The organism is Haploplasma axanthum (assembly GCF_900660745.1).
In the GTDB taxonomy this organism is placed as follows: Bacteria; Bacillota_I; Bacilli_A; order Acholeplasmatales; family Acholeplasmataceae; genus Haploplasma; species Haploplasma axanthum.
Genome location: NZ_LR215048.1, coordinates 1,645,669 through 1,667,084, shown reverse-complemented (window position 1 = coordinate 1,667,084; position 21,416 = coordinate 1,645,669). Strand labels below are relative to the sequence as shown.

At 26.7% G+C, this 21,416-nt stretch carries 23 protein-coding genes, 3 tRNA genes and 1 pseudogene; 19 read left to right on the top strand and 8 right to left on the bottom strand.

Annotated features, from left to right (window positions below; genetic code table 11):
• Nucleotides 1–960: an aldose epimerase family protein gene (locus EXC62_RS07620; protein ID WP_052589774.1), complete on the top strand. Its 960-nt coding sequence runs from the start codon at nt 1–3 to the stop codon at nt 958–960.
• A gap of 23 nt (nt 961–983) precedes the next feature.
• Here EXC62_RS07620 and EXC62_RS07615 read toward each other — a convergent pair whose 3' ends face one another.
• The 3 genes from EXC62_RS07615 to EXC62_RS07605 all read right to left on the bottom strand — a co-directional run bounded on the left by EXC62_RS07615 (nt 984) and on the right by EXC62_RS07605 (nt 1,512).
• Nucleotides 984–1,256 carry a hypothetical protein gene (locus EXC62_RS07615; RefSeq protein WP_026390265.1) on the bottom strand — a complete coding sequence of 91 codons (273 nt, stop codon included), beginning with the start codon at nt 1,254–1,256 and terminating at the stop codon, nt 984–986.
• Between the two features lie 97 nt (nt 1,257–1,353).
• A tRNA-Gln gene (locus tag EXC62_RS07610) sits at nt 1,354–1,427 on the bottom strand.
• A gap of 9 nt (nt 1,428–1,436) precedes the next feature.
• Nucleotides 1,437–1,512: transfer RNA gene (locus EXC62_RS07605), tRNA-His, on the bottom strand.
• A gap of 127 nt (nt 1,513–1,639) precedes the next feature.
• On the opposite strand from EXC62_RS07605, the gene EXC62_RS07600 reads away from it, so the two are divergent.
• Together EXC62_RS07600 and EXC62_RS07595 are read left to right on the top strand one after the other, a co-directional pair.
• Nucleotides 1,640–2,602: a hypothetical protein gene (locus EXC62_RS07600; protein ID WP_026390266.1), complete on the top strand. Its 963-nt coding sequence runs from the start codon at nt 1,640–1,642 to the stop codon at nt 2,600–2,602.
• A 53-nt stretch (nt 2,603–2,655) separates the two neighbouring features.
• Nucleotides 2,656–2,730: transfer RNA gene (locus tag EXC62_RS07595), tRNA-Trp, on the top strand.
• A 240-nt stretch (nt 2,731–2,970) separates the two neighbouring features.
• On the opposite strand, the gene EXC62_RS07590 is transcribed toward EXC62_RS07595, so the two are convergent.
• From EXC62_RS07590 to EXC62_RS07580, 3 genes are all read right to left on the bottom strand, one after another.
• Complete coding sequence (locus EXC62_RS07590) at nt 2,971–3,600, bottom strand: pentapeptide repeat-containing protein (protein ID WP_052589776.1); 630 nt, start codon at nt 3,598–3,600, stop codon at nt 2,971–2,973.
• Between the two features lie 74 nt (nt 3,601–3,674).
• Nucleotides 3,675–4,283 carry a superoxide dismutase gene (locus EXC62_RS07585; RefSeq protein WP_026390267.1) on the bottom strand — a complete coding sequence of 203 codons (609 nt, stop codon included), beginning with the start codon at nt 4,281–4,283 and terminating at the stop codon, nt 3,675–3,677.
• 53 nt (nt 4,284–4,336) lie between these two features.
• Nucleotides 4,337–5,914, bottom strand: coding sequence for an NFACT RNA binding domain-containing protein (locus EXC62_RS07580; protein WP_026390268.1), 1,578 nt, complete (start codon nt 5,912–5,914; stop codon nt 4,337–4,339).
• A 133-nt stretch (nt 5,915–6,047) separates the two neighbouring features.
• Between EXC62_RS07580 and gmk the strand changes: the two genes are divergently transcribed.
• The 5 genes from gmk (at nt 6,048) to EXC62_RS07555 (ending at nt 10,008) form a co-directional block, all read left to right on the top strand.
• Nucleotides 6,048–6,668, top strand: a complete 621-nt coding sequence (gene gmk, locus EXC62_RS07575) for a guanylate kinase (RefSeq protein WP_026390269.1) — start codon at nt 6,048–6,050, stop codon at nt 6,666–6,668.
• Between the two features lies 1 nt (nt 6,669).
• Entirely contained in the window at nt 6,670–6,882 is a 213-nt protein-coding gene (gene rpoZ, locus EXC62_RS07570; RefSeq protein ID WP_269744971.1) for a DNA-directed RNA polymerase subunit omega, read from the top strand.
• A 42-nt stretch (nt 6,883–6,924) separates the two neighbouring features.
• Entirely contained in the window at nt 6,925–8,661 is a 1,737-nt protein-coding gene (gene uvrC / locus EXC62_RS07565) for an excinuclease ABC subunit UvrC (RefSeq protein WP_026390271.1), read from the top strand.
• Entirely contained in the window at nt 8,645–9,487 is an 843-nt protein-coding gene (locus EXC62_RS07560) for an exonuclease domain-containing protein (RefSeq protein ID WP_026390272.1), read from the top strand. The genes uvrC and EXC62_RS07560 overlap by 17 nt, the downstream gene beginning before the upstream one ends.
• 74 nt (nt 9,488–9,561) lie before the next feature.
• The gene (locus EXC62_RS07555; protein ID WP_026390273.1) at nt 9,562–10,008 is read left to right on the top strand and encodes a hypothetical protein; all 447 of its coding nucleotides are present in this window, start codon (nt 9,562–9,564) and stop codon (nt 10,006–10,008) included.
• 22 nt (nt 10,009–10,030) lie between these two features.
• On the opposite strand, the gene EXC62_RS07550 is transcribed toward EXC62_RS07555, so the two are convergent.
• Together EXC62_RS07550 and yidD are read right to left on the bottom strand one after the other, a co-directional pair.
• Nucleotides 10,031–10,531, bottom strand: a complete 501-nt coding sequence (locus EXC62_RS07550) for a glycosyltransferase family protein (RefSeq protein WP_026390274.1) — start codon at nt 10,529–10,531, stop codon at nt 10,031–10,033.
• A complete protein-coding gene (gene yidD, locus EXC62_RS07545; RefSeq protein WP_026390275.1) occupies nt 10,524–10,763 on the bottom strand; it encodes a membrane protein insertion efficiency factor YidD in 240 nt (79 codons plus the stop codon). Before yidD ends, EXC62_RS07550 begins: the two co-directional genes overlap by 8 nt.
• Nucleotides 10,764–10,879: 116 nt before the next feature.
• Between yidD and fusA the strand changes: the two genes are divergently transcribed.
• The 11 genes and pseudogenes from fusA (at nt 10,880) to EXC62_RS07495 (ending at nt 21,380) form a co-directional block, all read left to right on the top strand.
• Entirely contained in the window at nt 10,880–12,934 is a 2,055-nt protein-coding gene (fusA, locus tag EXC62_RS07540) for an elongation factor G (RefSeq protein WP_026390276.1), read from the top strand.
• A 45-nt stretch (nt 12,935–12,979) separates the two neighbouring features.
• The gene (locus tag EXC62_RS08895) at nt 12,980–13,351 is read left to right on the top strand and encodes a hypothetical protein (protein ID WP_162140143.1); all 372 of its coding nucleotides are present in this window, start codon (nt 12,980–12,982) and stop codon (nt 13,349–13,351) included.
• On the top strand, nt 13,341–13,886 hold the full coding sequence (hpf, locus tag EXC62_RS07535) for a ribosome hibernation-promoting factor, HPF/YfiA family (RefSeq protein ID WP_026390277.1): 546 nt from the start codon (nt 13,341–13,343) through the stop codon (nt 13,884–13,886). Before EXC62_RS08895 ends, hpf begins: the two co-directional genes overlap by 11 nt.
• Nucleotides 13,887–13,995: 109 nt before the next feature.
• On the top strand, nt 13,996–14,841 hold the full coding sequence (locus tag EXC62_RS07530) for a hypothetical protein (RefSeq protein ID WP_026390278.1): 846 nt from the start codon (nt 13,996–13,998) through the stop codon (nt 14,839–14,841).
• Between the two features lie 22 nt (nt 14,842–14,863).
• Nucleotides 14,864–15,385 carry an RNA polymerase sigma factor gene (locus EXC62_RS07525; protein WP_162140144.1) on the top strand — a complete coding sequence of 174 codons (522 nt, stop codon included), beginning with the start codon at nt 14,864–14,866 and terminating at the stop codon, nt 15,383–15,385.
• On the top strand, nt 15,382–16,356 hold the full coding sequence (locus EXC62_RS07520; RefSeq protein ID WP_026390280.1) for a hypothetical protein: 975 nt from the start codon (nt 15,382–15,384) through the stop codon (nt 16,354–16,356). The genes EXC62_RS07525 and EXC62_RS07520 overlap by 4 nt, the downstream gene beginning before the upstream one ends.
• Before the next feature lie 25 nt (nt 16,357–16,381).
• A complete protein-coding gene (locus tag EXC62_RS07515; RefSeq protein ID WP_026390281.1) occupies nt 16,382–16,945 on the top strand; it encodes a helix-turn-helix domain-containing protein in 564 nt (187 codons plus the stop codon).
• 72 nt (nt 16,946–17,017) lie between these two features.
• A pseudogene (locus EXC62_RS07510) lies at nt 17,018–18,115 on the top strand (ABC transporter ATP-binding protein); the annotation flags it as partial.
• Nucleotides 18,116–18,629: 514 nt separating this feature from the next.
• Entirely contained in the window at nt 18,630–19,088 is a 459-nt protein-coding gene (locus EXC62_RS07505; protein ID WP_162140145.1) for an RDD family protein, read from the top strand.
• Nucleotides 19,088–20,569: an alpha-amylase family glycosyl hydrolase gene (locus EXC62_RS07500; RefSeq protein WP_026390283.1), complete on the top strand. Its 1,482-nt coding sequence runs from the start codon at nt 19,088–19,090 to the stop codon at nt 20,567–20,569. The genes EXC62_RS07505 and EXC62_RS07500 overlap by 1 nt, the downstream gene beginning before the upstream one ends.
• Nucleotides 20,556–21,380, top strand: coding sequence for a DUF1189 family protein (locus tag EXC62_RS07495; RefSeq protein ID WP_026390284.1), 825 nt, complete (start codon nt 20,556–20,558; stop codon nt 21,378–21,380). Before EXC62_RS07500 ends, EXC62_RS07495 begins: the two co-directional genes overlap by 14 nt.
• Nucleotides 21,381–21,416: the final 36 nt, after the last annotated feature.

Below are 21,416 nucleotides of genomic sequence, written 5' to 3'. Positions count from 1 at the left end.
ATGAAAAAATATGTTATTAAAAATGATTTCCAAGAAATCACGTTATTAGATGTTGGAGCGACAATTTATAAGTGGGTTGCTTTTAAGGATAAGACAAATATTATTTTAAGCAACAAAAATTTAGAAGATTATTTAAATCCTAAAAATGGTTATTTATCTAATACAATTGGAAGATATGCAAATCGTATTAAAGAGGGAAAATTTACTTTAAATAATAAAGAGTACCAATTAAATCGTAATTTCCATGGGAATAACCATGGACATGGTGGACCCGAAGGTTTTTACATGAGAGAATTTGAAGTTGTTGATCATACAGATAGTAAAATTACTTTTAAGTATGTATCAAAAGATGGTGAAGAAGGATATCCAGGTAATTTAACAGTCTATGTTAGTTATGAATTAATTGGAAACAAGATGATTCTAACATATAATGCTAAAACAGATTCTGATACCATTGTAAATTTAACAAATCACTCATACTTTAACTTAAGTAATCAAGAAGGAGATATTTTAACTCATAAACTGGTTTCAACGATAGATAAGGTTTTAGACACTGATAATGATTTAGTGCCAACAGGACTAATTTTAGATGTTAAAAATACTATCTTTGATTTCAGTAATCAAGTAGAACTTAAAAAAGTTGTACTTGATGATTCACTTAAAGGAAAAACTAATGGTATTGATCATCCATTTTTATTTGCGAAAGATAAACATGAATTAATACTTTCATATAATAATAAAAGTTTAAAAATAACCACCTCATATCCAGGAATTCAAATCTATTCATTAAATAGTGCACCAAACCAAGAATTACTTGATAGAAAGAGTGTTAAACATGCTGGAATAGCATTTGAGCCACAATTTGAACCGGATGCTATAAACCATAAAAATTTTAATTCTGTAATCTTAAAACCAAGTGAAGAATACAATCAACAAATCACATATGAATTAAACGAGTAAAAAAATAAAAGGATAGTTTCGAACTAATCCTTTTTTTCATTTATATGAGTGTTAATGTATTCAATAACGTCATCAAAAGTCTTTAATACAATTGTTGTTCCAGATAAATTATCTTTAACTATATAATCGTCATTAACCTTTGAAATTGAAAATAGGTCAATCTTTTTATCAATGTTTAATGATCTTTTTCTTTTTCTACGATTATATAAAAATACTAAAATTACTATAATAACAACTAGAATGAAAAATAAAGGTATTACATACTCATATCCTTCTTGAGCTAAAAAAGCAAACATAGTGATGACCTCCTTTAGATATTAATTCTATTATATATTAAAAAAAAAATATGTAAAGAAAAAACCTGATAATTAAATCAGGTTTAAATAACTTGGATGGCAGGCCCAGCAGGATTTGAACCTACGGTGACGGAGTCAAAGTCCGTTGCCTTACCGCTTGGCTATGGGCCTATCTGTGCATGGGGCGGCTGAGGGGAATCGAACCCCCGAATGTCGGATCCACAAACCGATGCGTTAACCACTTCGCCACAACCGCCATATCACGCATAAACTATTATACCTTATTTTAAAGTTTTGTAAAGGGAAAAATGTTATTTTTTTCTTTTAGTTGTTATAATGTGTTTTTTATAGTATTATATTTAGGTAGTTAGGAGTGATTTCATATGAAATGGATTGGAAGAGTATTATACGGTATTGTAGTAGTAATTATAGGAATGATGGTTGTACGTTATGCAAATATGAATAAACAAGTTAAATATTATAATAGTGGTATCGATTATTTGAAGAATGGGCAAATAGAAGAGTATATGGAAGTCTATATGACAGCAACTATGGTTGAATCCTATTTGAAGGATCCGATTTATCATGCTAAATCTGAAGATGAGGCTTTTCCCTTTGAATTTTCAGTTTATCAAGCTAAAGTTGGTGAAAATAAATATTTAGTATTTTTTCTGAAAGATAATGGTATTAATTATAAAGAACTTGTTAGTGATAAAGAAAAGTATAACGAAGATAAAGTTATTATTAGACTAAATATATTTATGAATGGTGAAGAATCACCAATAACTGATTATTATCCAGCAAGTATTGATAAAAGATTACCAATATCATTAGTTGCTCAAAACTTTAATGATAAAAAAGAAATGGTATTTAGTTATCAAGTTATGGTTGATAAAAAAAATCAAGTAAAAGAAACTAGCAAAATTGATAAGTTTGAACTTGTATTTGAAGATTATACTAAAGTTGAAAAAGAAGATGATAAACCAATTACTAAAAAAGTTGCGTCAATTGTATCAGATGATGAAGTTGAAATGAGCAAAACTTTTGATTTGTTAAAAAAGGAAGATGATGTTTTACAGGCAAGTGGTTTTAACGGATCAATAAATGAGTTTAATAAGGATGCATTATATGATGATTCAAGCAATTTAGGTAAACTAAGAGTTGATGATTTTAAGAAATATCAAAAAATAGTTACAAACACAGTAGTAGTTTTCGCCTTAATAGCAACAGTAATTACATATCTAATATTTTTCTTGAAGCCAACAATTAATTATATTAATGATAGAAAATATCAAAAAAAGGCAGCAGAAGAAATTGAAGTAATAAAAGAAGAAAAAGATAATTAAAATTTACTTGCACGACAATAGCGTTTATGTTATAATTCTATTGTCGCTCATTTAGAGGCATGGTGTCAACGGTAGCACAACGGTCTCCAAAACCGTTGGTCAGGGTTCAAATCCTTGTGTCTCTGCCATTATACATAGCACACTCAGGTTAAACATTTATGTTATATGCCTGAGTTTTTTTTATAAAATTATAACAAGACTACAAATTTGTAATATACAAAGATTTCTATGAAAAACTTAATATTTAATAGTTTGCTACTTGAATTTTATAATAATAAAAATAATTACTAGTAGCATAAATAATAGTAATATTATAGTTAATAACTAAAAAAACATCTTGTAAATAATAAGATGTTTTTTTACTAAGTTTATTCTTTTATTTTTACACCAAGCATACCAACTAAATAACGACTTTGAAATTCATCGATTATAATTCCGCGTAATGATAGTAAATCAAAATGGGTTCCAAAGATATCTGAAGATGAGAAGTCTACTTTTGTTAGAGTTGTTTTAATAAATTCTGTTTCATTTAATTTGGTTTCTTGAAAATAAAGGTTTTTGTTTTTTGTTTCCATAAAAAAAGAGTTTGATAAATCAGAAGTATTAAAAAAAATATTTTTTAAATTTGCATTTGCAAAATTAAGATATTTTAGATTACAACTTAAAAATTCAATGTCTTGAAGACTTGAATCTATAAAACTTGATCCAAATAATTTACAATTCTTAAAAATAACGCGTCTAAGTAGTTTTTTATCAAAGACTTTATTTGATAAATTACAGTTTTCAAATACTGAATCAACAATATTAATATTAGTTAATGAAATCTTTTCAAAATCAATATCCTTGAAAATACAAGAACTGATTGTTGTATCACTAATTGTATAGAAAGAATCATAATCATTTCCTTCAATTAATGCATTTGTATATTCATTTTCATATGTAAATAGTTCTAATGTTTTTTCATTAATAATAGAAACATTAGGTTTATTTATTTTCATAAGTATCACTCCCAATAAATTATAACATTTAAGAAATAAAAAAACCTTGATTTCTCAAGGTTTAAATAACAATATTATTTTTTAGCGTTTTTGAAAAGTTTAGCAACTTCATCCCAATTTACAACTTGGAAAAATGCAGAAACATAATCAGGGCGTCTATTTTGATAGTTTAAGTAATAAGCATGTTCCCATACGTCTACACCAAGAATTGGTGTACCAAGATCAAGAGGTGTATCTTGATTTGGAGTAGAAGTTACTTCAAGTTCATTTTTCTTATTAACGATTAGCCAAGCCCAACCACTACCAAATCTTGTTGCAGCTGCTTTACTGAATTCATCTTTGAATTTATCAAATGAACCAAATTTTTTATTAATAGCCTCTAATAAATCACCTTTTGGACCTTCGCCATTGTTAACTTTTAGAAGTGTCCAGAATAGTGTGTGATTAAAATGTCCACCACCGTTATTTCTTACAGCACCTCTTATATCTTCAGGTACTAAAGTTAAATCTGCTAAGAAATCCTCTAATTTAACATTGAAATCCGGATGTTTTTCTAATGCAGCGTTTAAATTATTAACGTATGCTTGATGATGTTTTGTATGATGTATTTCCATTGTCTTTGCATCGATGAATGGTTCTAATGCATCATATTCATAACCTAATTTAGGTAAAGTATATTTCATAAAATATTTCCTCCTCTTTGTTACTCTATACATATAATATACAATTTAAAAGTTTATTTCAACTTGTTTGCAATATGAATTGATTCAAGTAGTTCATTATTAATTTTTATATTAATTGTTTCATAGTTTTTAATAATTACTTGGTAACCAGGAATCTTTGGTATTTTTTTTATGTTCTTAATTTGAGTATAATTTACTGGAATAACAATCATTTCATTAATTGATGAATATTTAGCAGCAAGCATCGCTGCAATTTCAAGATTTTGATTATTAATGGCACCTTTTAAAACTACATGACTACCAGGGGCATTTTCAACATGGAACCATAAGTCATTATGATTAGCTATTTTATGAGTTAATTCTTCGTTTTGAAGGTTGTTTTTTCCAATTAAAAAGATTGCTTGATTATATTCATATTTTAAAATGTTAGAAGTAGAAACTTTCTTTTTATTATTAGGTTTTTTCTTTTTATTTTTGAAGCCTATCTTTATTAATTGTTCTTCAATTTCATTAAAATTTTCTTTTTCATTTTTAATATCATATAAAAATTGTTTCATTAGCGAGATAGTTGCTAGAAATTCTTTTTTTTGTTCATCAAGATGTCCAATGGTTCTTTTAGCTTTTTGATATTTTTTATAAAAATCTTGAGCATTTTCATTTAAAGTTTTTAAAGGATTAAGTTCGATTTTATTATTTTCAAAGTCAATTACTTCGGTGTAACGATTTGAAAGATTCAAACCACTGCCATAAACAGCATCACCTTTATTTTTAAAGTTTAGATTTATATAAGCTTCTTCAAAATGTTCAGTGTTTTTCTCTAATTTTTTTTCATATTTTAATAGTTCTTTTTTAACAAATGTTTCATACTTATTTGAATTAGTATTTGGAATTAATACATTACTTTCAAGTAACTCTGACAACGTATTAAAACTTTTTTTGTTAATTGACTCATCAAATAAATCAAACCAATAAAACTGATTACTTGATAAATCTTTAGTTGGTCTAACATTTACTTTAGCAATATCAATTTTATTTAAGAATAAATAATTTGATAATAATGGAGAAATACCAATATATGATTTTGACAAAAATGATTTATTTTCAATAATAAGGTTTTCATTGTATACATATGGTTTTTTATCAGTAGGAAAAAAAGTGAATTCAATTTTGGGTAGAATACTTCTAGAACTTTCTGAAAACTTTTTTTGATAAGCATCGATAATTATATTATCTTTTGTGAGAATCAAATTATTATGTCTACCCATCAATTCAAGTATTAATTTTTTTTCAAATTTACCATCTAATAAATCAACACCTTCAAAAGAGAGTATAACAACTCGGTCATTATCTTTTTGTATAATAGAGGACAAAAAAGTTCCTTCAATATTCTTTTTAAGAATGCTTAAAAGATTACTACCTTCATATGAGTTATTTGTATTTTTCAATCCTAAAAAGAAAGAAGCGTTTGGAGCATTAAGTTTAAAATATAAATAAAATCTATTCTTTTGATAGTATAAACTAAAGACAAAAGTATCTTTAGATATTTGTTCAATTCTCTCAACTCTGCTATGTTTAATTTTAGGTTCGATTTCTTCAATCAATTTATTAATGAAAAAGCCATCTAATGCCATAATATCACCCAATAAATTATACCATAAAACTAAAAAGTATGTGTTTTCTTCGTATAAGTATTTACTATTTTGACATAATATTATATAATTAATTAATGTATTAAATTGATATTAGAAAAAGAGGTGAAGATGAATGAAATTAAATGAAAAAGGTTTATTAGTTATAATTTCAGGACCCTCGGGAGTAGGTAAAGGAACCGTTCGACGTGCTCTTTTTAACAAGCCTAATCACAATTTAGTATATTCAGTTTCGATGACGACTAGAAAACCAAGACCGGGTGAAGTAGATGGTGTTGATTATTATTTTGTTGATCGTGAAACATTTGAAAAAAGAATTGCCGAAGGTAAATTCTTAGAATGGGCAGAATTTGTTGGAAACTATTATGGGACTCCAAAAGATATTATTGATGAAGAACTTGCCGAAGGAAAGGAAGTTGTTCTTGAGATTGAAGTAGATGGTGCCCTTCAAATTAGAAAAAATGTTAAAGATGCTGTATTTATATTTATTGTTCCACCAGGAAAACAAGCACTATATGATAGATTATTAAAGCGTGGGACAGAATCGCCTGAGATTATTAAGCAGAGAGTTGAGAAAGCTGATAAAGAGTTTTTATTAGCACATAAGTATGATTACATCGTTGTTAATGATGATGTTGATAATGCAGCGGATAGAATTATGGCAATTATTAGAGCAGAACATGCGAAAACTGAAAGATCTATCCACAATTATTTAAGAATGTTGGAGGAAAAATAAAATGCAAAAAAATAAAGATGGTATGAGATATCCATCAATTGATAAGTTATTAGAAAAAATTGATTCAAAGTATAAATTAGTTTATGCAGCAAGTAAAGTTGCAGAAATAATTGATCGTGATGATTTAATTGTTGAAGATGCAAAATGTGTTAAAAGCGTTGGTATTGCATTAGAAGAAATATTAAAAGACAAAGTTAAGATAGAATTTAATTAAGAGGCATGTCCTCTTTTTTTGTGCTATAATTTATTAGGTGGTATTAATATGAACTTAAAAGAGAAACTAAAACTATTACCTGATAATCCTGGTTGTTATTTAATGAAAAACGATCAAGGACAAGTTATATATGTAGGTAAAGCTAAAAATTTAAAAAATCGAGTGAAGTCATATTTTATGGGCTCACATAATACAAAGACGACTAAACTGGTTTCTGAAATCAGGGATTTTGACTTAGTTATTACAAATAGTGAGCAAGAATCACTTATTCTAGAATTAAACCTAATAAAAGAATATCGCCCAAAATATAATATTGTTTTTATGGATGATAAAACATATCCTTATATTGAGATTACTAATACAGTTCCACCTGAAATCAGAGTAGTAAGAACTAAAAAAACAAAAGGTAAGTTATTTGGACCATATCCTAATGTCATAAGTGCTAGAGAAACTGCTAGACTTTTACAATTGATTTTTCCAATGGGCAGAATTGAAACTATTCCCAATTTTTATGAGGAAATTGGAAGTGATATAGTTACAGATATTAGTAATAATTATAATAAACAAGTAGCTAAAATAACAAGATTTCTTAAAGGTGATACTAAAGAAATTATTGATGCGTTAACAAAAGCAATGATTAAATATAGTGAAAATATGATGTTTGAAAGAGCAGCAGTTATTAGAGATAAGATTGAACACATAAAGAATACAACTGAGAAACAAATAATTAGTTTAAATGATTATAAAGATCGAGATATTATTGGGGTTGCTTATAATGATGAAGATATTGCAATTCAAATTTTATTTATGAGAAATGGAAAAATTACTGATCAACATCAAGTAGTTTTCTCATACGTTGGAGATGCAAAAGAATTTAGTATTAATTATTTAGTACAATTTTATGAAGATTTTCTTCCAGATGAATTATTATTTGATATGAAAATGTTTAAAGAAGAGGAACTGGTTGATCTTAAAAATATTTTTATACCTCAAAAAGGTGATAAGAGAAAAATCGTTGAATTGGCTTCTAAAAATGCTCGAATGGACTTAGAAAACTATCAAATGTTATATAGAAATAAATTTGAAAAAACAAATCAAGCATTAGATAAACTAAAAGAATTATTAGAAATAAAAAAAGTAGATTTAATTGAAGTTTTTGATAACTCACAACTTTTTGGAACTGCACCAATTTCTGCGATGATTGTCTATGAAAATGGGAAGTTTAATAAGAAACTATATCGAAAATATCATTTGAAAACAACCCAAAATGATGATTATGCAGCAATGCGTGAAGTAATCTATAGAAGATACCAAAAAGTTTTAATTGAAGGACTTAATAAACCTGATTTAGTTTTAGTTGATGGTGGTAAAGGTCATTTGAAAATAGCCAAAGAAGTTTTAGATAGTCTAAATTTAGATATTAAAGTTGCTGGATTAAGAAAAAATGATAAACATCAATTAGAAGCAATTGTTTTGAGTGATAAAGAAGTTCTATTAAAAGATCATCGCGATGTTTATCAATTGTTATTTAAGATTTCAGAAGAAGTTCATAGATATGCAATTACATTTCACAGACAAACAAGAAAGAAAAAGTTTAAGGAATCTCCGCTTGATAAAGTGGTTGGTCTTGGACCAGTTAGGAAACAAAAACTTCTTAAAAGTTTTAATAGTATAAAAGATATGGCAAATGCAAGCGACGAAAGATTCATAAGCTTAAAGATACCGAAAGAAGTTATTAAAAGTATTAGGGATGTGTTAAAAGATGAGATTAATAATTAAAAATGTAGATTATCGAAGAAAGATTTTTTATTGCCAAATTGGTAATCAAAAAACTGGTTTTTATTTGACTAAAAGGTTATCAAAAATTTTTATAGAGCAGTTAAAGAAAAATGTTTTAGTTGATTTTGAAGTTTCAGATAAAACAAAAACAATAGAGCAAAAAAAAGTCTATCATGTAATGCACTTTAATGAAATAATAGATTTAAAGCATAAAAGAGTTTTATATAATCATCTAAGTTTGAAAAAAGAAATGATAAGTTTTTTAGAAAATAAGAAGTACTTTCTTTTTCTTGATTTAGAAATGACAATACCATCATATAAAGAAAAAAATTTTATACCAGAGATTATCCAGTATGGATATTTGTTAATGGAAAATAGTGGAAAAATAGTTTTAGAGGATACAGCATATATAAATACCGTAAAACAAACACCAATTAGTAAAAGAACTTTAAAGTTTTTAAGTATTGATTTTGATAAGTATGATCGTCTTTCTGAACCATATGATGTATTTTACAAAAAAATGCGAGATATAAAAAACAAATATCAACCAAAAATTGTTGTTTGGGGTAAAAATGATATTATTGCTTTGAATCATTCATATAACTTATATAAGGTAAAAGCTGTTACTAATAGAAATGATTTTATTGATTTATTAAAGTTACATAAAGACTATTTTAATTTGAAAGATGATTTAGGGCTTTTTAAAGCATATGAAACATATTATAAAAAAGAATTTGAACAGGTACACGACGCTAAAGACGATGCAGTGGTTACTAAAGAGGTTTTTAAAGCATTTATTGAATATTCAAGTAATGAACTCAAATAGAGTCAATTATTTGTAATTTGAAATATATAATGATATTATGAAAATATAAAACATTACATTAGGAGGAAAATATAATGAAGAAAATTGCTGAATTTCTTTCATTGATTGTTTTGCTTTTAGGAATAGTTGCAACAGTTTTCTATTTTTTAAAATCATACAAAATCAGTGATGAATTGATTGAGGGAACTAAATTAGCATTTGGTTCAAAACAAGGGAATGATATTGTAAGCGGTGAAATGAAATTTAATTTACTCTTAACACTTGCATTTACACTTCCAGCAGCAGGCGGATTACTTAGTGTGATTTTCAAGGGTAGATTTGGTGGTTTCTTGTCTTTGATTGCTTTTTTAGCTTCAGTAATCTTAGCATTAGTTGTAAAAGAAGTCTCAGTTGTAGGAACAATCCTTGGTGTTTCTGGAACAACAAAAGTTGGTATTGAAATAGCAACCTTTGGTATACTAGCTTTAGTGTTATCAATTATAGGTGGTTTAATATCAGCATTTAAATTAATTCAAGAATAAAAATAAAGGTCAAAGTTTGTACTTAAACTTTGGCCTTTTGTTTTTTTAGATTAACCTTACATTTTCCTTTTGAGATATTAGTTAAGACAATTGTAAAACCAATTATAAGGAAAAGAAAGGAAAGTAGTTTATATAGAATACCGTTACCAATATTAATTAAGGGAAAAATAGTTGGTGTAAAGGTAATCCCTAGAACACTAAGAAATGCAATCACACAACTTGTACAACCGTATGTGAATATTCCGATTAAAACGGATATAAAACTGAAACTTGAAGTGTTATCACCACCAGTTTTTAATTCAACCATGATAGTACTTAAATTTAATAGTAACATGCTTGCAGTAGACATTAGTATATTTAGGATAATATTAACAAGTAGTAGATATATACTTAGTTTGTTTGATGATTCACGATAGTTTAGATAATCAAGTATTGAATATATAAATAAAAATAAAATGAAAAAAATAGCACCCTGAACAATATATTTTCTTTCTTTAAGCCTAGAAAATGCATATTTAATCATTGCTTTTTCTCTTTTCTTTCTTGTCAGGTACCGGATCATATGAAGGTTTAAATAATGGGTTGCAAGATAAAAGTCTTTTTGTTGTAAGAAAAGATGCTCTTAAAAAGTTATGCTTTTCATATGCTTCTTTTGCATAATTTGAACAAGAAGGAGTATGTCTACATTTAAAGTCCCAATTCGGAGAAACATCTTTTTGATAGGATTCGATTAATTTAATTATTGTTTTGTTCATAATTTATCACCATAATAATTATATCATTAAACGTAAAAAAGAATAAAAATATATACTATACTTATTATTATGATATAATAAATATATATTAATGAAAACGATTACAGGAGGCAATTATGAGAGAGTATGCAACAAATAAAATTCGTAATATTGCAGTTGTTGGCCACCAAGGGACTGGTAAAACAAGTTTAGTAGAAGCAATTCTTTATGCCACAAAAGCAATTGAAAAAAAAGGGGAAATTGAAAAGAAAAATACAGTTTCTGATTATTTGCTAGAAGAAAAAAATAAAATGAGTAGTTTCTCATTATCATTAATCCCAGTTGAATGGAAAGATTATAAACTTAATTTGTTAGATGTTCCTGGTGGTGATGAATTTATTGGTGACTTAGACCAAACATTAGAAGTGGTAAAAGGAGCAATTATTGTTATTGATGCTACTAAGGGTGTTGAAGTGGGAACAGAACGTGTTTGGAGAGAAATTAGAAAACGTCATATTCCAGCAGTATTATTTGTTAATAAAATGGATCAACCTAATATAAAATTTGATCAATGCTTAGAAGAAATTAGAACTAAATTAGGTAAAAAAGCTGTTCCACTTACATGGCCACTTGGTCGTGATGAAAAGTTTGATGGTTTTGTAAATGTTGTTGAAAATAAAGCTCGTATTTATGATGGAGTTGATTCACATGATGCTCCAGTATGGGAAGATAAGAAAAAAGTTGTTGATGATTTAAGAACAATGATTATGGAAAGTGTCGCAGAAACTAGTGAAGAACTTCTTGACTTATTTTTTGAAACAGGAAGCATTCCAGAAGAAGATATGAAAAAAGGTCTTAGAATTGGAATTATGAATGGAGAATTAACTCCGGTTTTAGTTGGTAGTGCAGGAAAAACAGTTGGTGTTAGAACATTGTTAGAAATGCTTGTTGACTATTTACCAGCTCCAAATGAACTTGCTCCATTAATAGGTATTGATATTAATACTAAAAAAGAAGTTAATAGAAGAACAACAAACGAAGAACCATTTTCAGGATATATATTTAAAACAATTGTTGATCCGTTTTTAGGAACAATTAACTTAGTTAAAATTAATTCTGGAACACTAAGAAATGGACAAGAAATTATTAATGTTGATCAAAATAAAACGGTAAAGATAGCTAATGTTTTTACAATGAGAGGAAAAGAACAAATTTCCCAAGATTTATTTAATGCTGGAGATATTTGTGCTGTTGCTAAACTTGATTTTAGGACTGGAGAAACAATTTCTGATGTAAAAAATCCTATTAAATACAAAGAAGTATATACTAGAACACCTGTTATATATCTAGCAATTCATCCCAAAAATAGAAATGATGAAGATAAAATTTCTTCAGCTTTACAAAAAATAAATTTTGAGGATCCAACATTTGTTGTTACAAGAAATAAAGAAACCGCACAATTACTTATTGGAGGACAAGGGATAACACATCTTGGTTATGTTTTAGAAAAACTAAAAAACTTATATAAAGTTGATGTTGATATTATGGATCAAAAAATTAGTTATCGTGAAACAATTAAAAAACTAGTTAATGGTGAAGGTAAACATAAAAAACAATCAGGTGGAGCGGGTCAATATGGACATGTTTTCATTAGGTTTGAGCCAACGACTTCAAATTTTGAATTTGCAAGCGAAGTAGTTGGTGGTGCAGTTCCAAAAGGATATTTTCCAGCAGTTGAAAAAGGATTACAAGAAACTTTTGAAAAAGGACCATTAGCTGGTTTTCCAGTGATAAACGTGAAAGCAACTCTATATGATGGTTCGTATCATGATGTTGATTCAAATGAAATCTCATTTAAATTAGCAGCTGCATTAGCATTCAAAAATGCTGTTTTGGAGGCAAATGCAACAATCCTCGAACCAATTCTGAAGTTAGATGTAACGGTCAAAGATGAGTATGTTGGAGATGTAATGGGCGATTTAAATAAACGACGTGGAAGAATCTTAGGGATGGATCAAAAAGAAGGTTATCAAATAATCCAAGCCGAAGTACCTGAATCAGAAGTAACAAAATATGTAATAGATTTAAAAGCAATGACTCAAGGTAGTGGAAATTTTAAACGTGAGTTTTTACGATACGAAGAAGTTCCTAATCACTTGATTGATAAAATTATTTTAGAATATAAAAAGTAAAATCATATATTAGATGTCATTATATATTAAAGGAGAAGATATATAATGTACTGTCTAGTATGTCAAGAATTAATAAACAAAAGAATTACATATAAAAATATTTTTAAACAAAATATTCATAAGATTTGTGATAATTGTTTCAGTAGATTGATATTTATTCAAGAATTGATAGTATATCCAATTAACAATTATTTATTATATTTAAATGTTTTATTTGATAAATCTAGTAATGAATATGCACTAATGAACTTTTTGAAACCTTACTATATATATTATTTAAAAAATAGGGAGGATAAAATTATATTGTATTTTGATATATATAGTAATGTAATTTATGATAAAATAAGTAAAATAAATTTTGGTAACATATATATGATTACCTTAAGTAAAACAAAGGAGAATGATTATGAAGATTGAAGTAATTGGAAAGAATGGGTTTATCCCAACTGAAGCGATAAGAAAATATGCTGAAAAAAAATTAGACAAAGTAGTGTCAATGTTTGGTGATGACACGGTAGAAAAAATTCGCGTTGTTACTAAAGTCTATTCAGATCACCATAAAGTCGAAGTTACAGTGATTGCAAAAGGAAAAACTATCCGTGCTGAAGTTACTGAAGTAGATATGTATGCTGCAATCGATAAATCAATTGATAAGTTAGTCTCACAAATAAGAAGATATAAAGACAAACTTAATTCACATTTTGAAAAAGAAGGTATTAAAAATGCTTTTAGTTCAGAATTTGATGCTGAATCACTTGAAAAAGAAATGTTTGCAACAACATTAGTAAAAAATAAAAAAATCGAACTTATTCCATTAACAGCTGATGAGGCAATCGTTGAAATGGAACTAGCAGGACATGATTTTTATGTTTTTCTAGATAAAGCAACAAATAAAACAAATGTTGTTTATCGAAGAATTGATGGAGATTATGCAATAATTGAAACTGAATAAAACTAACTTAGGTGGGAGTAAAATCCCACCTTTTTTAATAAAAAAATTTTTTTTACCAATAAAAAGTATAGTCTCGTTCGTATAATATACAGAAAGAGAGGTAATTAATATGAAAAAGATATTTTATATTGGCTTAATTATTTTTGGAACAATAGTTCTAGTTAGTTGTAGTAATAAGAATAAAAGGGATGAAAATGCCTATAATAGCATCGAAAAGGTTTATGCAGTATCAACTGTTACAGGAGTTAACAATTTAAAAGAGAGCTTGATTAAAAATGTAAAAATGGATCAAGAAGAGAATAATCAAAATATAGATTTTGATTTAATGTTTTCAATTATTAATGAAGATTCTTTCAAAGTAGATAAAATTGAGTCAGATAATAGTGAATATGATAATCTAATTTTGATTAATGTAAATAGTACTGATACATATAAAATGTATTACAATGAAAAAATATTAAAGACAGAAATTGAAAATGATGATGATGAAATAGAAGAAGAAACACTTTATAGTGTTCAAGGTTTAATAATTAATAATGATTTAACATATATAATAAATGGTATTAAAACTATTGAAAAAGAAATTGAAGACAATGAAGTAAGTGAAGAGTTTGAACTTGATTTAAAAGTATCAATTGATGAAAATAAATTTATAAAAATCAAGTATGAAACTGAAATGGAAAATGATGAAAAATCTAAAAAATACATATATTCAGTTCATGAAAATAATAAAATAGTTTATCATTTTGAGTTTGAAATAGAAGATGAAGATGATGAAATTGAATTAGAATTAAAAATGAAAACAAGTAATGGTTTAGACAAATATAGAATGACAATTCAAAAAAATAAAGAAAAAGCTATTTTAGAATTTGGTGATTATAATAACAAAGAAATAATTATACTAGACATTATTCGTGATGAAAATGGAAGAATAGTATATACTAATAATAAATAATTAGTCTGTATGGAGGAATTAGATGAATTTTGAAGATGCAATTGAAAAATTAAAAACTAAAGATGAAAAAGCCTTTGAATATATATATGAAAAAACTAAAACATCTGTTTACTCCATAATAATCGCAATAACTAAAGATCAAAATTTAACAGAAGATTTAATGCAAGATACATATATAAAAATGATTAAATCAATAAATACATATAATTATAAAAATAAATTTACAACATGGTTATTAACAATAGCAAGAAATACTGCAATTGATGACTATCGTAGAAGGAAAAAAGAAATGTCAGTAGATATTCATGAAAATGAATATCTATTTCCTGCTTCTAGAAGTGATGTTGATAATGAATATAATGCTAATTACTTACTAAGTTTTTTAGATGATGAAGAAAGAGAAGTTATTATGCTTTACTCATTAGATAGTTTAAAACACCGTGAGATTGCTGAGATTTTAAATAAACCTTTAGGTACAATTACATGGATATATAATAAAGCCATTAAAAAAATGAAAGAGGCTGGGAAGGAGATTAAATTATGAAAGAAAAAGATATATTGAAAACAATCAAAAAAGAAATAGAAAATAATACACCTAATGTTATTAATAAGATTGATTTAAAAAGCATTGAAATTGATAAAGAAGTATATGTTGAAAAAAGTAGAAAGAAATTTAGATTTAATTTGATCTCAAGTATTTCATTAGTAATGGTAGTATTAGTCTTTGTTATAGTATTAAGTTTTATTTTTAGAGGTAATAACATTATAAGCAAAGAAGAGAAAGTTGTAGTTACTAAAAAAGATCAGATAGTTGCTAATTATGTTGTATCAGGAATGAATGTAACATCAAATAACCAAAGCAGCATTTCAAAAATTGTATCTGATTCAGAAATAGATTATTTTAATAAACATCTTAATATAGTTTTGGAATATTTAGAACTTACGACTACTAATATCTCGATTATTAAAAAACATGATAATAAACAGTATGATAAATATGAATTTAAGATGGAAGTAAAAGTTAAAGATGTTTTTAATAAAGAAAATGAGTACACACTTTACTATAATGAAGATAGAACAATAGAAGATGATGATGATCATGAGAAAAAAATGGAAGGAATTTTAGTTTATCAATCTAAAGAATATAATTTTAAATCAGAAGAAGAATATGACACAGATGAAAGTGAAGTAAAAGTTATAATCTATGAAAAGAACTATCGAAATAGAATTGAAATAGAAAAAGAAATTGAAAATGATGAAGCAGAGTATCAGTATACTATCTTTGAAAACGATAATAAGGTGAAAGAAATTAAAATTGAAATTGAAGATGAACAAATTGAGATAACAATCGATGAATTAAAATATCAAGTAGTAAAAAAAGATTTAGATACCTATAATATAATCAATCTTGACACGGATGATGTGTTTGAATTGTTTATTGATAGAGAACAAAAAAAATATATATATAGAACTAACGGAAAAGAAATTGTTAAAACAGTTAATATAATGTTATAATAATTAAAAAGATTGAGGTGAGAATGTGCAATTTATTTACTTTGAAATGAAAACTAAAATTAATGAATATAGTAATATAATTATTGAAATATTCTCACAAGCAATTGATATAGACAACTATTTGATTAATGACTACAATATGATAATTTTCTTTAATTACTCAACAGGCGGAATTAAAGAACTAGTAGAAAGTTTAGCTTCGGATATTTATAGTAAGTTCTTGGTTTATGAATCAATCAATTATAAAAATAAAGAAGAACTTGAGCAAGCATTAAAAATATTTTTAAAGGTTAAAGATAAGCTTGCATATAATAAAGTGTATTTAGATAATAAAATATTTCTATCGGAGATAAGTGAAGTAACAGAAGATGTAAAAAAACTTGTTTTATCAGAATACTATAAAGATAAAGAAATGTATAAAACGATTAAAATATTTCTTGAAAATAATCAAAACGCTAGTAATGCTTCAAAAGAACTTTTCTTACATCGAAATACATTAAATCAAAGATTAGATAAGTTTCAAGTAATAACTGGCTTCAACGTTAAAAATTTTATTGATGGATATTTAATCTATCAAATTGTTAAATAGTGTGCAAATTGCACATTTTATTTAAGCGCTTTCTTTGTTATAATTAACTTACAAAAAACAAGGAGGCTTCACATGGCAACATTATTATTAAAAGATTTAAATAAAGTTTATCCTAATGGTGTACAAGCAGTTTTTGATTTTAATTTAGAAATTAAAGATAAAGAATTTATTGTATTAGTAGGTCCATCAGGATGTGGTAAATCAACTACATTAAGAATGGTAGCAGGATTAGAAGATATTTCAAGTGGTGAATTATATATTGATCAAGATTTAGTAAATGATCAACCACCAAAAGATCGTAACATTGCGATGGTTTTCCAAAGTTATGCTCTATACCCACATATGACTGTATATGATAACATGGCTTTCGGTCTAAAACTTAGAAAAATGCCTAAAGCAGAAATCGAAGAAAAAGTTATGCATGCTGCTAAAATCTTAGGATTAACAGAATATTTAAAACGTAAACCTAAGGCTTTATCAGGGGGACAAAGACAAAGAGTTGCATTAGGAAGAGCAATCGTTCGTAATGCTAAAGTATTCTTGATGGACGAACCATTATCAAACTTAGATGCTAAGTTAAGAGTTCAAATGCGTGGGGAATTAATTAAACTTCACCGCCAAATTGAAACAACAACAATTTACGTAACGCACGATCAAATTGAAGCGATGACAATGGCTGATAGAATCGTAGTTATGGATCAAGGATATATCCAACAAGTTGATACACCTAAAAATATTTATGATGGCCCAATCAATAAATTCGTTGCAGGATTTATGGGTACTCCACCAATGAACTTCCTTAACGTAGTTGTTAATGAAAAAGGTGAGTTCACTATTAATGGACAAACAGTTAAATTACCTAAGAAACAAATTAAGATTTTAGAAGATTTCTATATGATTAATAAAGAAGTTACATTAGGTATTAGACCAGAAGATTTACATTTAGGATCAACTGAAGATGAAAGATTCAAAGATACAACAGTTAAAGTTACTGTTGATGTTGCAGAATTATTAGGTTCAGAAACAAATATTTATACAACACTAAATGAATCAAATGTTTGTGCGGTTGTAAATGCTAAGACAGGAATTCAAATGGGTAACCAATTAGAACTTGCTTTAGATCCTGAAAAAGTTCATTTCTTTGATATTGAAACAGATTTAAGATTACGTTATGAAAATGGTAAACCAATTTCATTAGAAGATCAACCACATGGTATTAAGAGACTTAAGTTTGCTAACAAAACAACTAAAGTTGAAGAAAAAACTGAAAAACCAGCAAAAGTTGAAGAAGTAGTTGCAGTCGAAGAAACAGTAGTTGAAGAAGTTAAAGTTGTTGAACCAAAAGAAGAAAAGAAAGTAGCTGAAAAAGCACCAGTGAAAAAAGCTACTACATCAAAAACTCCAGCAAAGAAAACTACAACAACAAAAAAAGAACCAGCTAAAAAAACAACTAAAAAATAAGTAAATAAGTAAAAGACTGTATAATGTTAAAATAGATACAGTCTTTTTTCTATTTACATGATATAATAATTTTGAGGTTGTGCTACCCTCGTAATTTTAATATATTATACATGAAAGTGTATAAAACAAGAACCAAATTATGTAGTGATTTTTTTTTATTAAAATAAAAACGGTTTCATTATACTCTCTATGTTATAATAAAATATATATATGAGGTGAAAAAATGATACCAAGATTTGAGAAAAGAGTTAAGGCTTTTGCTATTGATATTTCAGCATTGATGATTGCTGTTATTATTGCAGCGTTAGGATTACAAAATGTTACCTTAAAGGTTGTAATTGTAGTAGTAGTTTATATACTAGTTAATATTGTTCCAAACTTTTTTTCAAGGGGACAAACATTCGGGAAAAGAATTCAAAAAATAAAGATAGTAAATGATGATGGTTCTGATATAAGTGTATGGAAGGCTATTCTTAGAGAATTAGTCAAAACAGCTTTAAGTTTAGTTACTTTTGGTCTATATAGTGTTATAGCCTATTTTTTTCTTTCGGAAAAAACTGTAAGTAAAACCATTCATGATTATATTTTTAAAACAAAAGCTATTGATTTAGAAACACAAAAAAACAGAAATAATGATGATTATTTAGGTAAGACTGAAAGTATGAAGAAAAGAGGGTTTTGATGAAAAAAATATTAATATTTTCAACAATGATTATAATGTCATTTCTTTTGCTTGGATGTAAGAAAGAAGAAAAGATAGTTTATAATAATGATATTTATTATACTTTATTTGTTAGGTCTTTTGCAGATAGTAATAATGATGGGATTGGAGATTTAAAGGGTATTACAGAAAATTTATCATACTTTGAAGATTTAGGTGTAACTGCACTTTGGTTACTGCCAATATTTGAATCTGGAACATATCACGGATATGATACGATTGATTTTTTCAAAATAAATAGTGATTATGGTACTATGGATGATTTGAAAGAACTTATAACTGAAGCAAAAAAGAAAGATATAAAAATTGTTTTAGATTTAGTGATTAATCATACTTCAGACCAACATCCTTGGTATTTAGCATCTAAAAGTAATGAAGGTGATTATCGAGATTATTATGTGTGGCAAGGTAGTACGCCTTATCAAGCGTTTGGTGGTGGATTAATTGATTTAAATTTAAGAAATGAAAATGTTGTAAATGAAATATATAAGATTGTTGATTTTTATATGGATTTAGGGATAAATGGTTTTAGAGTTGATGCAGTTAAGCATATGTTTGAAGAATTTGGTGTAACTGCTGAAAATGAAAATATAGAGTTTATGACTGAACTAACTGCTTATGTAAAAAATAAAGGTGGCTTTGTTGTTGGAGAAGTTTTTGAATATGATTATAACATTTTAAAGAAATACTATTTAAGTCAAGGATCATTTTTTAATTTCTATATAGCTAAAGAAATAAAAGAAAAAATTGGGGTTGGAACAAATAACTACTTATTAACTAGAAATCTTGAAAGAATGTATAACGAATATAAAAAATATACAAGAGAATTAGTTGATAGTCCTTTTTTAGGTAATCATGATTTAGATAGAATAGCCTCAATGATTGAATATCAAAACGTAGATAAACTTAAACAAGCGGTTCGTGTATTATTGACTTTACAAGGATCCCCATTTATTTATTATGGAGATGAACTAGGATTAAAAGGAACAAGATATGAAGGTGAAGAAATAAATGGGAAGATTGTCTATGATGAATATAGAAGACAACCATTTATTTGGGGTGATAATCGAACTACCACATGGCTTGCAAGTGATGGAAGTAATGATTCAACAAAATCTTTAATAGATCAAAATAGTGATGAAACATCAATGTATAATGTTTATAAGGATATGATTTCTGTAAGAAAGAAAAGTAAAGCATTAATGGATGGAGATTTATTTTATAGTTATAATGGTACGGGATATCAAGGATATATTAGAGCGATTGATACTGATGATTACAAAGAAGCAGTATTAGTTGTTCATAATATTACTGATAAAGAAATTGTTGTTGATATTGAACTAGATGCACTTTATAATAGTAAAGAGGTTAGTGCTTATGGAACAGCAATATTTAAGATTCCATTTGATAAGTTGGGAGAATATATAAATGTTTCTAATTAAGTATTTTAAAAACTCGTTTGAATTTCCCAAACTTTTAAAAAGTTTAGATAAACCATTTTGGAAAATTATTATTTATTTTATAGTTTTAGTGTTAATAGCAAATTTCCCAGCTTCATACGAAGCAGTTAAAAATGATGGTAGTAGATTAGATTTTGTTATTGAAGATTTTAGTAAAGAAATACCTATTAATTGGGATTTGCCAAATGATATTGTTATTAAGGGTGGAAAATTAATCAATAATGGTGATCAAAAAGTATATAAAAATAAGCATAAAGACATAACATATATAATTAATAATCAAGAAAAAATTACAGATATTACTCAATATAAAAATCATATCATTTTAAGTGAAGAAAGTATTATTTATGTTGATGGAAAAGGAAAGTTTTTAGAGGCGATAGGTTATAAAGGATTTAGTGATGATCAATTTAGTTTTAAAGAACTTAAAATATCAAATCAAGAAAACCAAAAAATACTATTCGAAAAATTTGCTAGTTCAATTGAGAAATCATTTTCAAGTTATACAGTTTTTTATACGATAGTAAGAAACAATCTAACACAGATTTTAGTAAATGTAATCTATGTTTTAATTCTTTCAGGATTAGTGCAATTATTTAGATTTGGATATCAAAACTTTATCTCATTCAAAGATACAATTAAGTTTGTAGTACTTTCAATGGGCTTAGCTTCAGTTTTAGCATTCTTTTCAGGGCTGTTATCATTTCCGTTTGGACCAGTTGTTTTCCAGTTAACAACAGGAATGACAGTGATGTTAGTTATGTTGATTTTTGGTAAGAAAACATTTGTTTAATAAAGAGCTAATGCTCTTTTTTTTATAAAAAAATGA

Bases quoted from the DNA above. Each gene is read 5' to 3' on its own strand.
- EXC62_RS07600 (WP_026390266.1), top strand. From the start codon at position 1,640: ATGAAATGGATTGGAAGAGTATTATACGGTATTGTAGTAGTAATTATA.
- EXC62_RS07555 (WP_026390273.1), top strand. From the start codon at position 9,562: ATGAAGAAAATTGCTGAATTTCTTTCATTGATTGTTTTGCTTTTAGGA.
- fusA (WP_026390276.1), top strand. From the start codon at position 10,880: ATGAGAGAGTATGCAACAAATAAAATTCGTAATATTGCAGTTGTTGGC.
- gmk (WP_026390269.1), top strand. From the start codon at position 6,048: ATGAAATTAAATGAAAAAGGTTTATTAGTTATAATTTCAGGACCCTCG.
- EXC62_RS07615 (WP_026390265.1), bottom strand. From the start codon at position 1,256: ATGTTTGCTTTTTTAGCTCAAGAAGGATATGAGTATGTAATACCTTTA.
- EXC62_RS07585 (WP_026390267.1), bottom strand. From the start codon at position 4,283: ATGAAATATACTTTACCTAAATTAGGTTATGAATATGATGCATTAGAA.
- EXC62_RS07525 (WP_162140144.1), top strand. From the start codon at position 14,864: ATGAATTTTGAAGATGCAATTGAAAAATTAAAAACTAAAGATGAAAAA.
- rpoZ (WP_269744971.1), top strand. From the start codon at position 6,670: ATGCAAAAAAATAAAGATGGTATGAGATATCCATCAATTGATAAGTTA.
- EXC62_RS07520 (WP_026390280.1), top strand. From the start codon at position 15,382: ATGAAAGAAAAAGATATATTGAAAACAATCAAAAAAGAAATAGAAAAT.
- EXC62_RS07500 (WP_026390283.1), top strand. From the start codon at position 19,088: ATGAAAAAAATATTAATATTTTCAACAATGATTATAATGTCATTTCTT.
- EXC62_RS07590 (WP_052589776.1), bottom strand. From the start codon at position 3,600: ATGAAAATAAATAAACCTAATGTTTCTATTATTAATGAAAAAACATTA.
- EXC62_RS07495 (WP_026390284.1), top strand. From the start codon at position 20,556: ATGTTTCTAATTAAGTATTTTAAAAACTCGTTTGAATTTCCCAAACTT.
- EXC62_RS07580 (WP_026390268.1), bottom strand. From the start codon at position 5,914: ATGGCATTAGATGGCTTTTTCATTAATAAATTGATTGAAGAAATCGAA.
- EXC62_RS07620 (WP_052589774.1), top strand. From the start codon at position 1: ATGAAAAAATATGTTATTAAAAATGATTTCCAAGAAATCACGTTATTA.
- yidD (WP_026390275.1), bottom strand. From the start codon at position 10,763: ATGAACAAAACAATAATTAAATTAATCGAATCCTATCAAAAAGATGTT.
- EXC62_RS07530 (WP_026390278.1), top strand. From the start codon at position 13,996: ATGAAAAAGATATTTTATATTGGCTTAATTATTTTTGGAACAATAGTT.
- EXC62_RS07505 (WP_162140145.1), top strand. From the start codon at position 18,630: ATGATACCAAGATTTGAGAAAAGAGTTAAGGCTTTTGCTATTGATATT.
- hpf (WP_026390277.1), top strand. From the start codon at position 13,341: ATGAAGATTGAAGTAATTGGAAAGAATGGGTTTATCCCAACTGAAGCG.
- EXC62_RS08895 (WP_162140143.1), top strand. From the start codon at position 12,980: ATGTACTGTCTAGTATGTCAAGAATTAATAAACAAAAGAATTACATAT.
- EXC62_RS07560 (WP_026390272.1), top strand. From the start codon at position 8,645: ATGAGATTAATAATTAAAAATGTAGATTATCGAAGAAAGATTTTTTAT.
- EXC62_RS07550 (WP_026390274.1), bottom strand. From the start codon at position 10,531: ATGATTAAATATGCATTTTCTAGGCTTAAAGAAAGAAAATATATTGTT.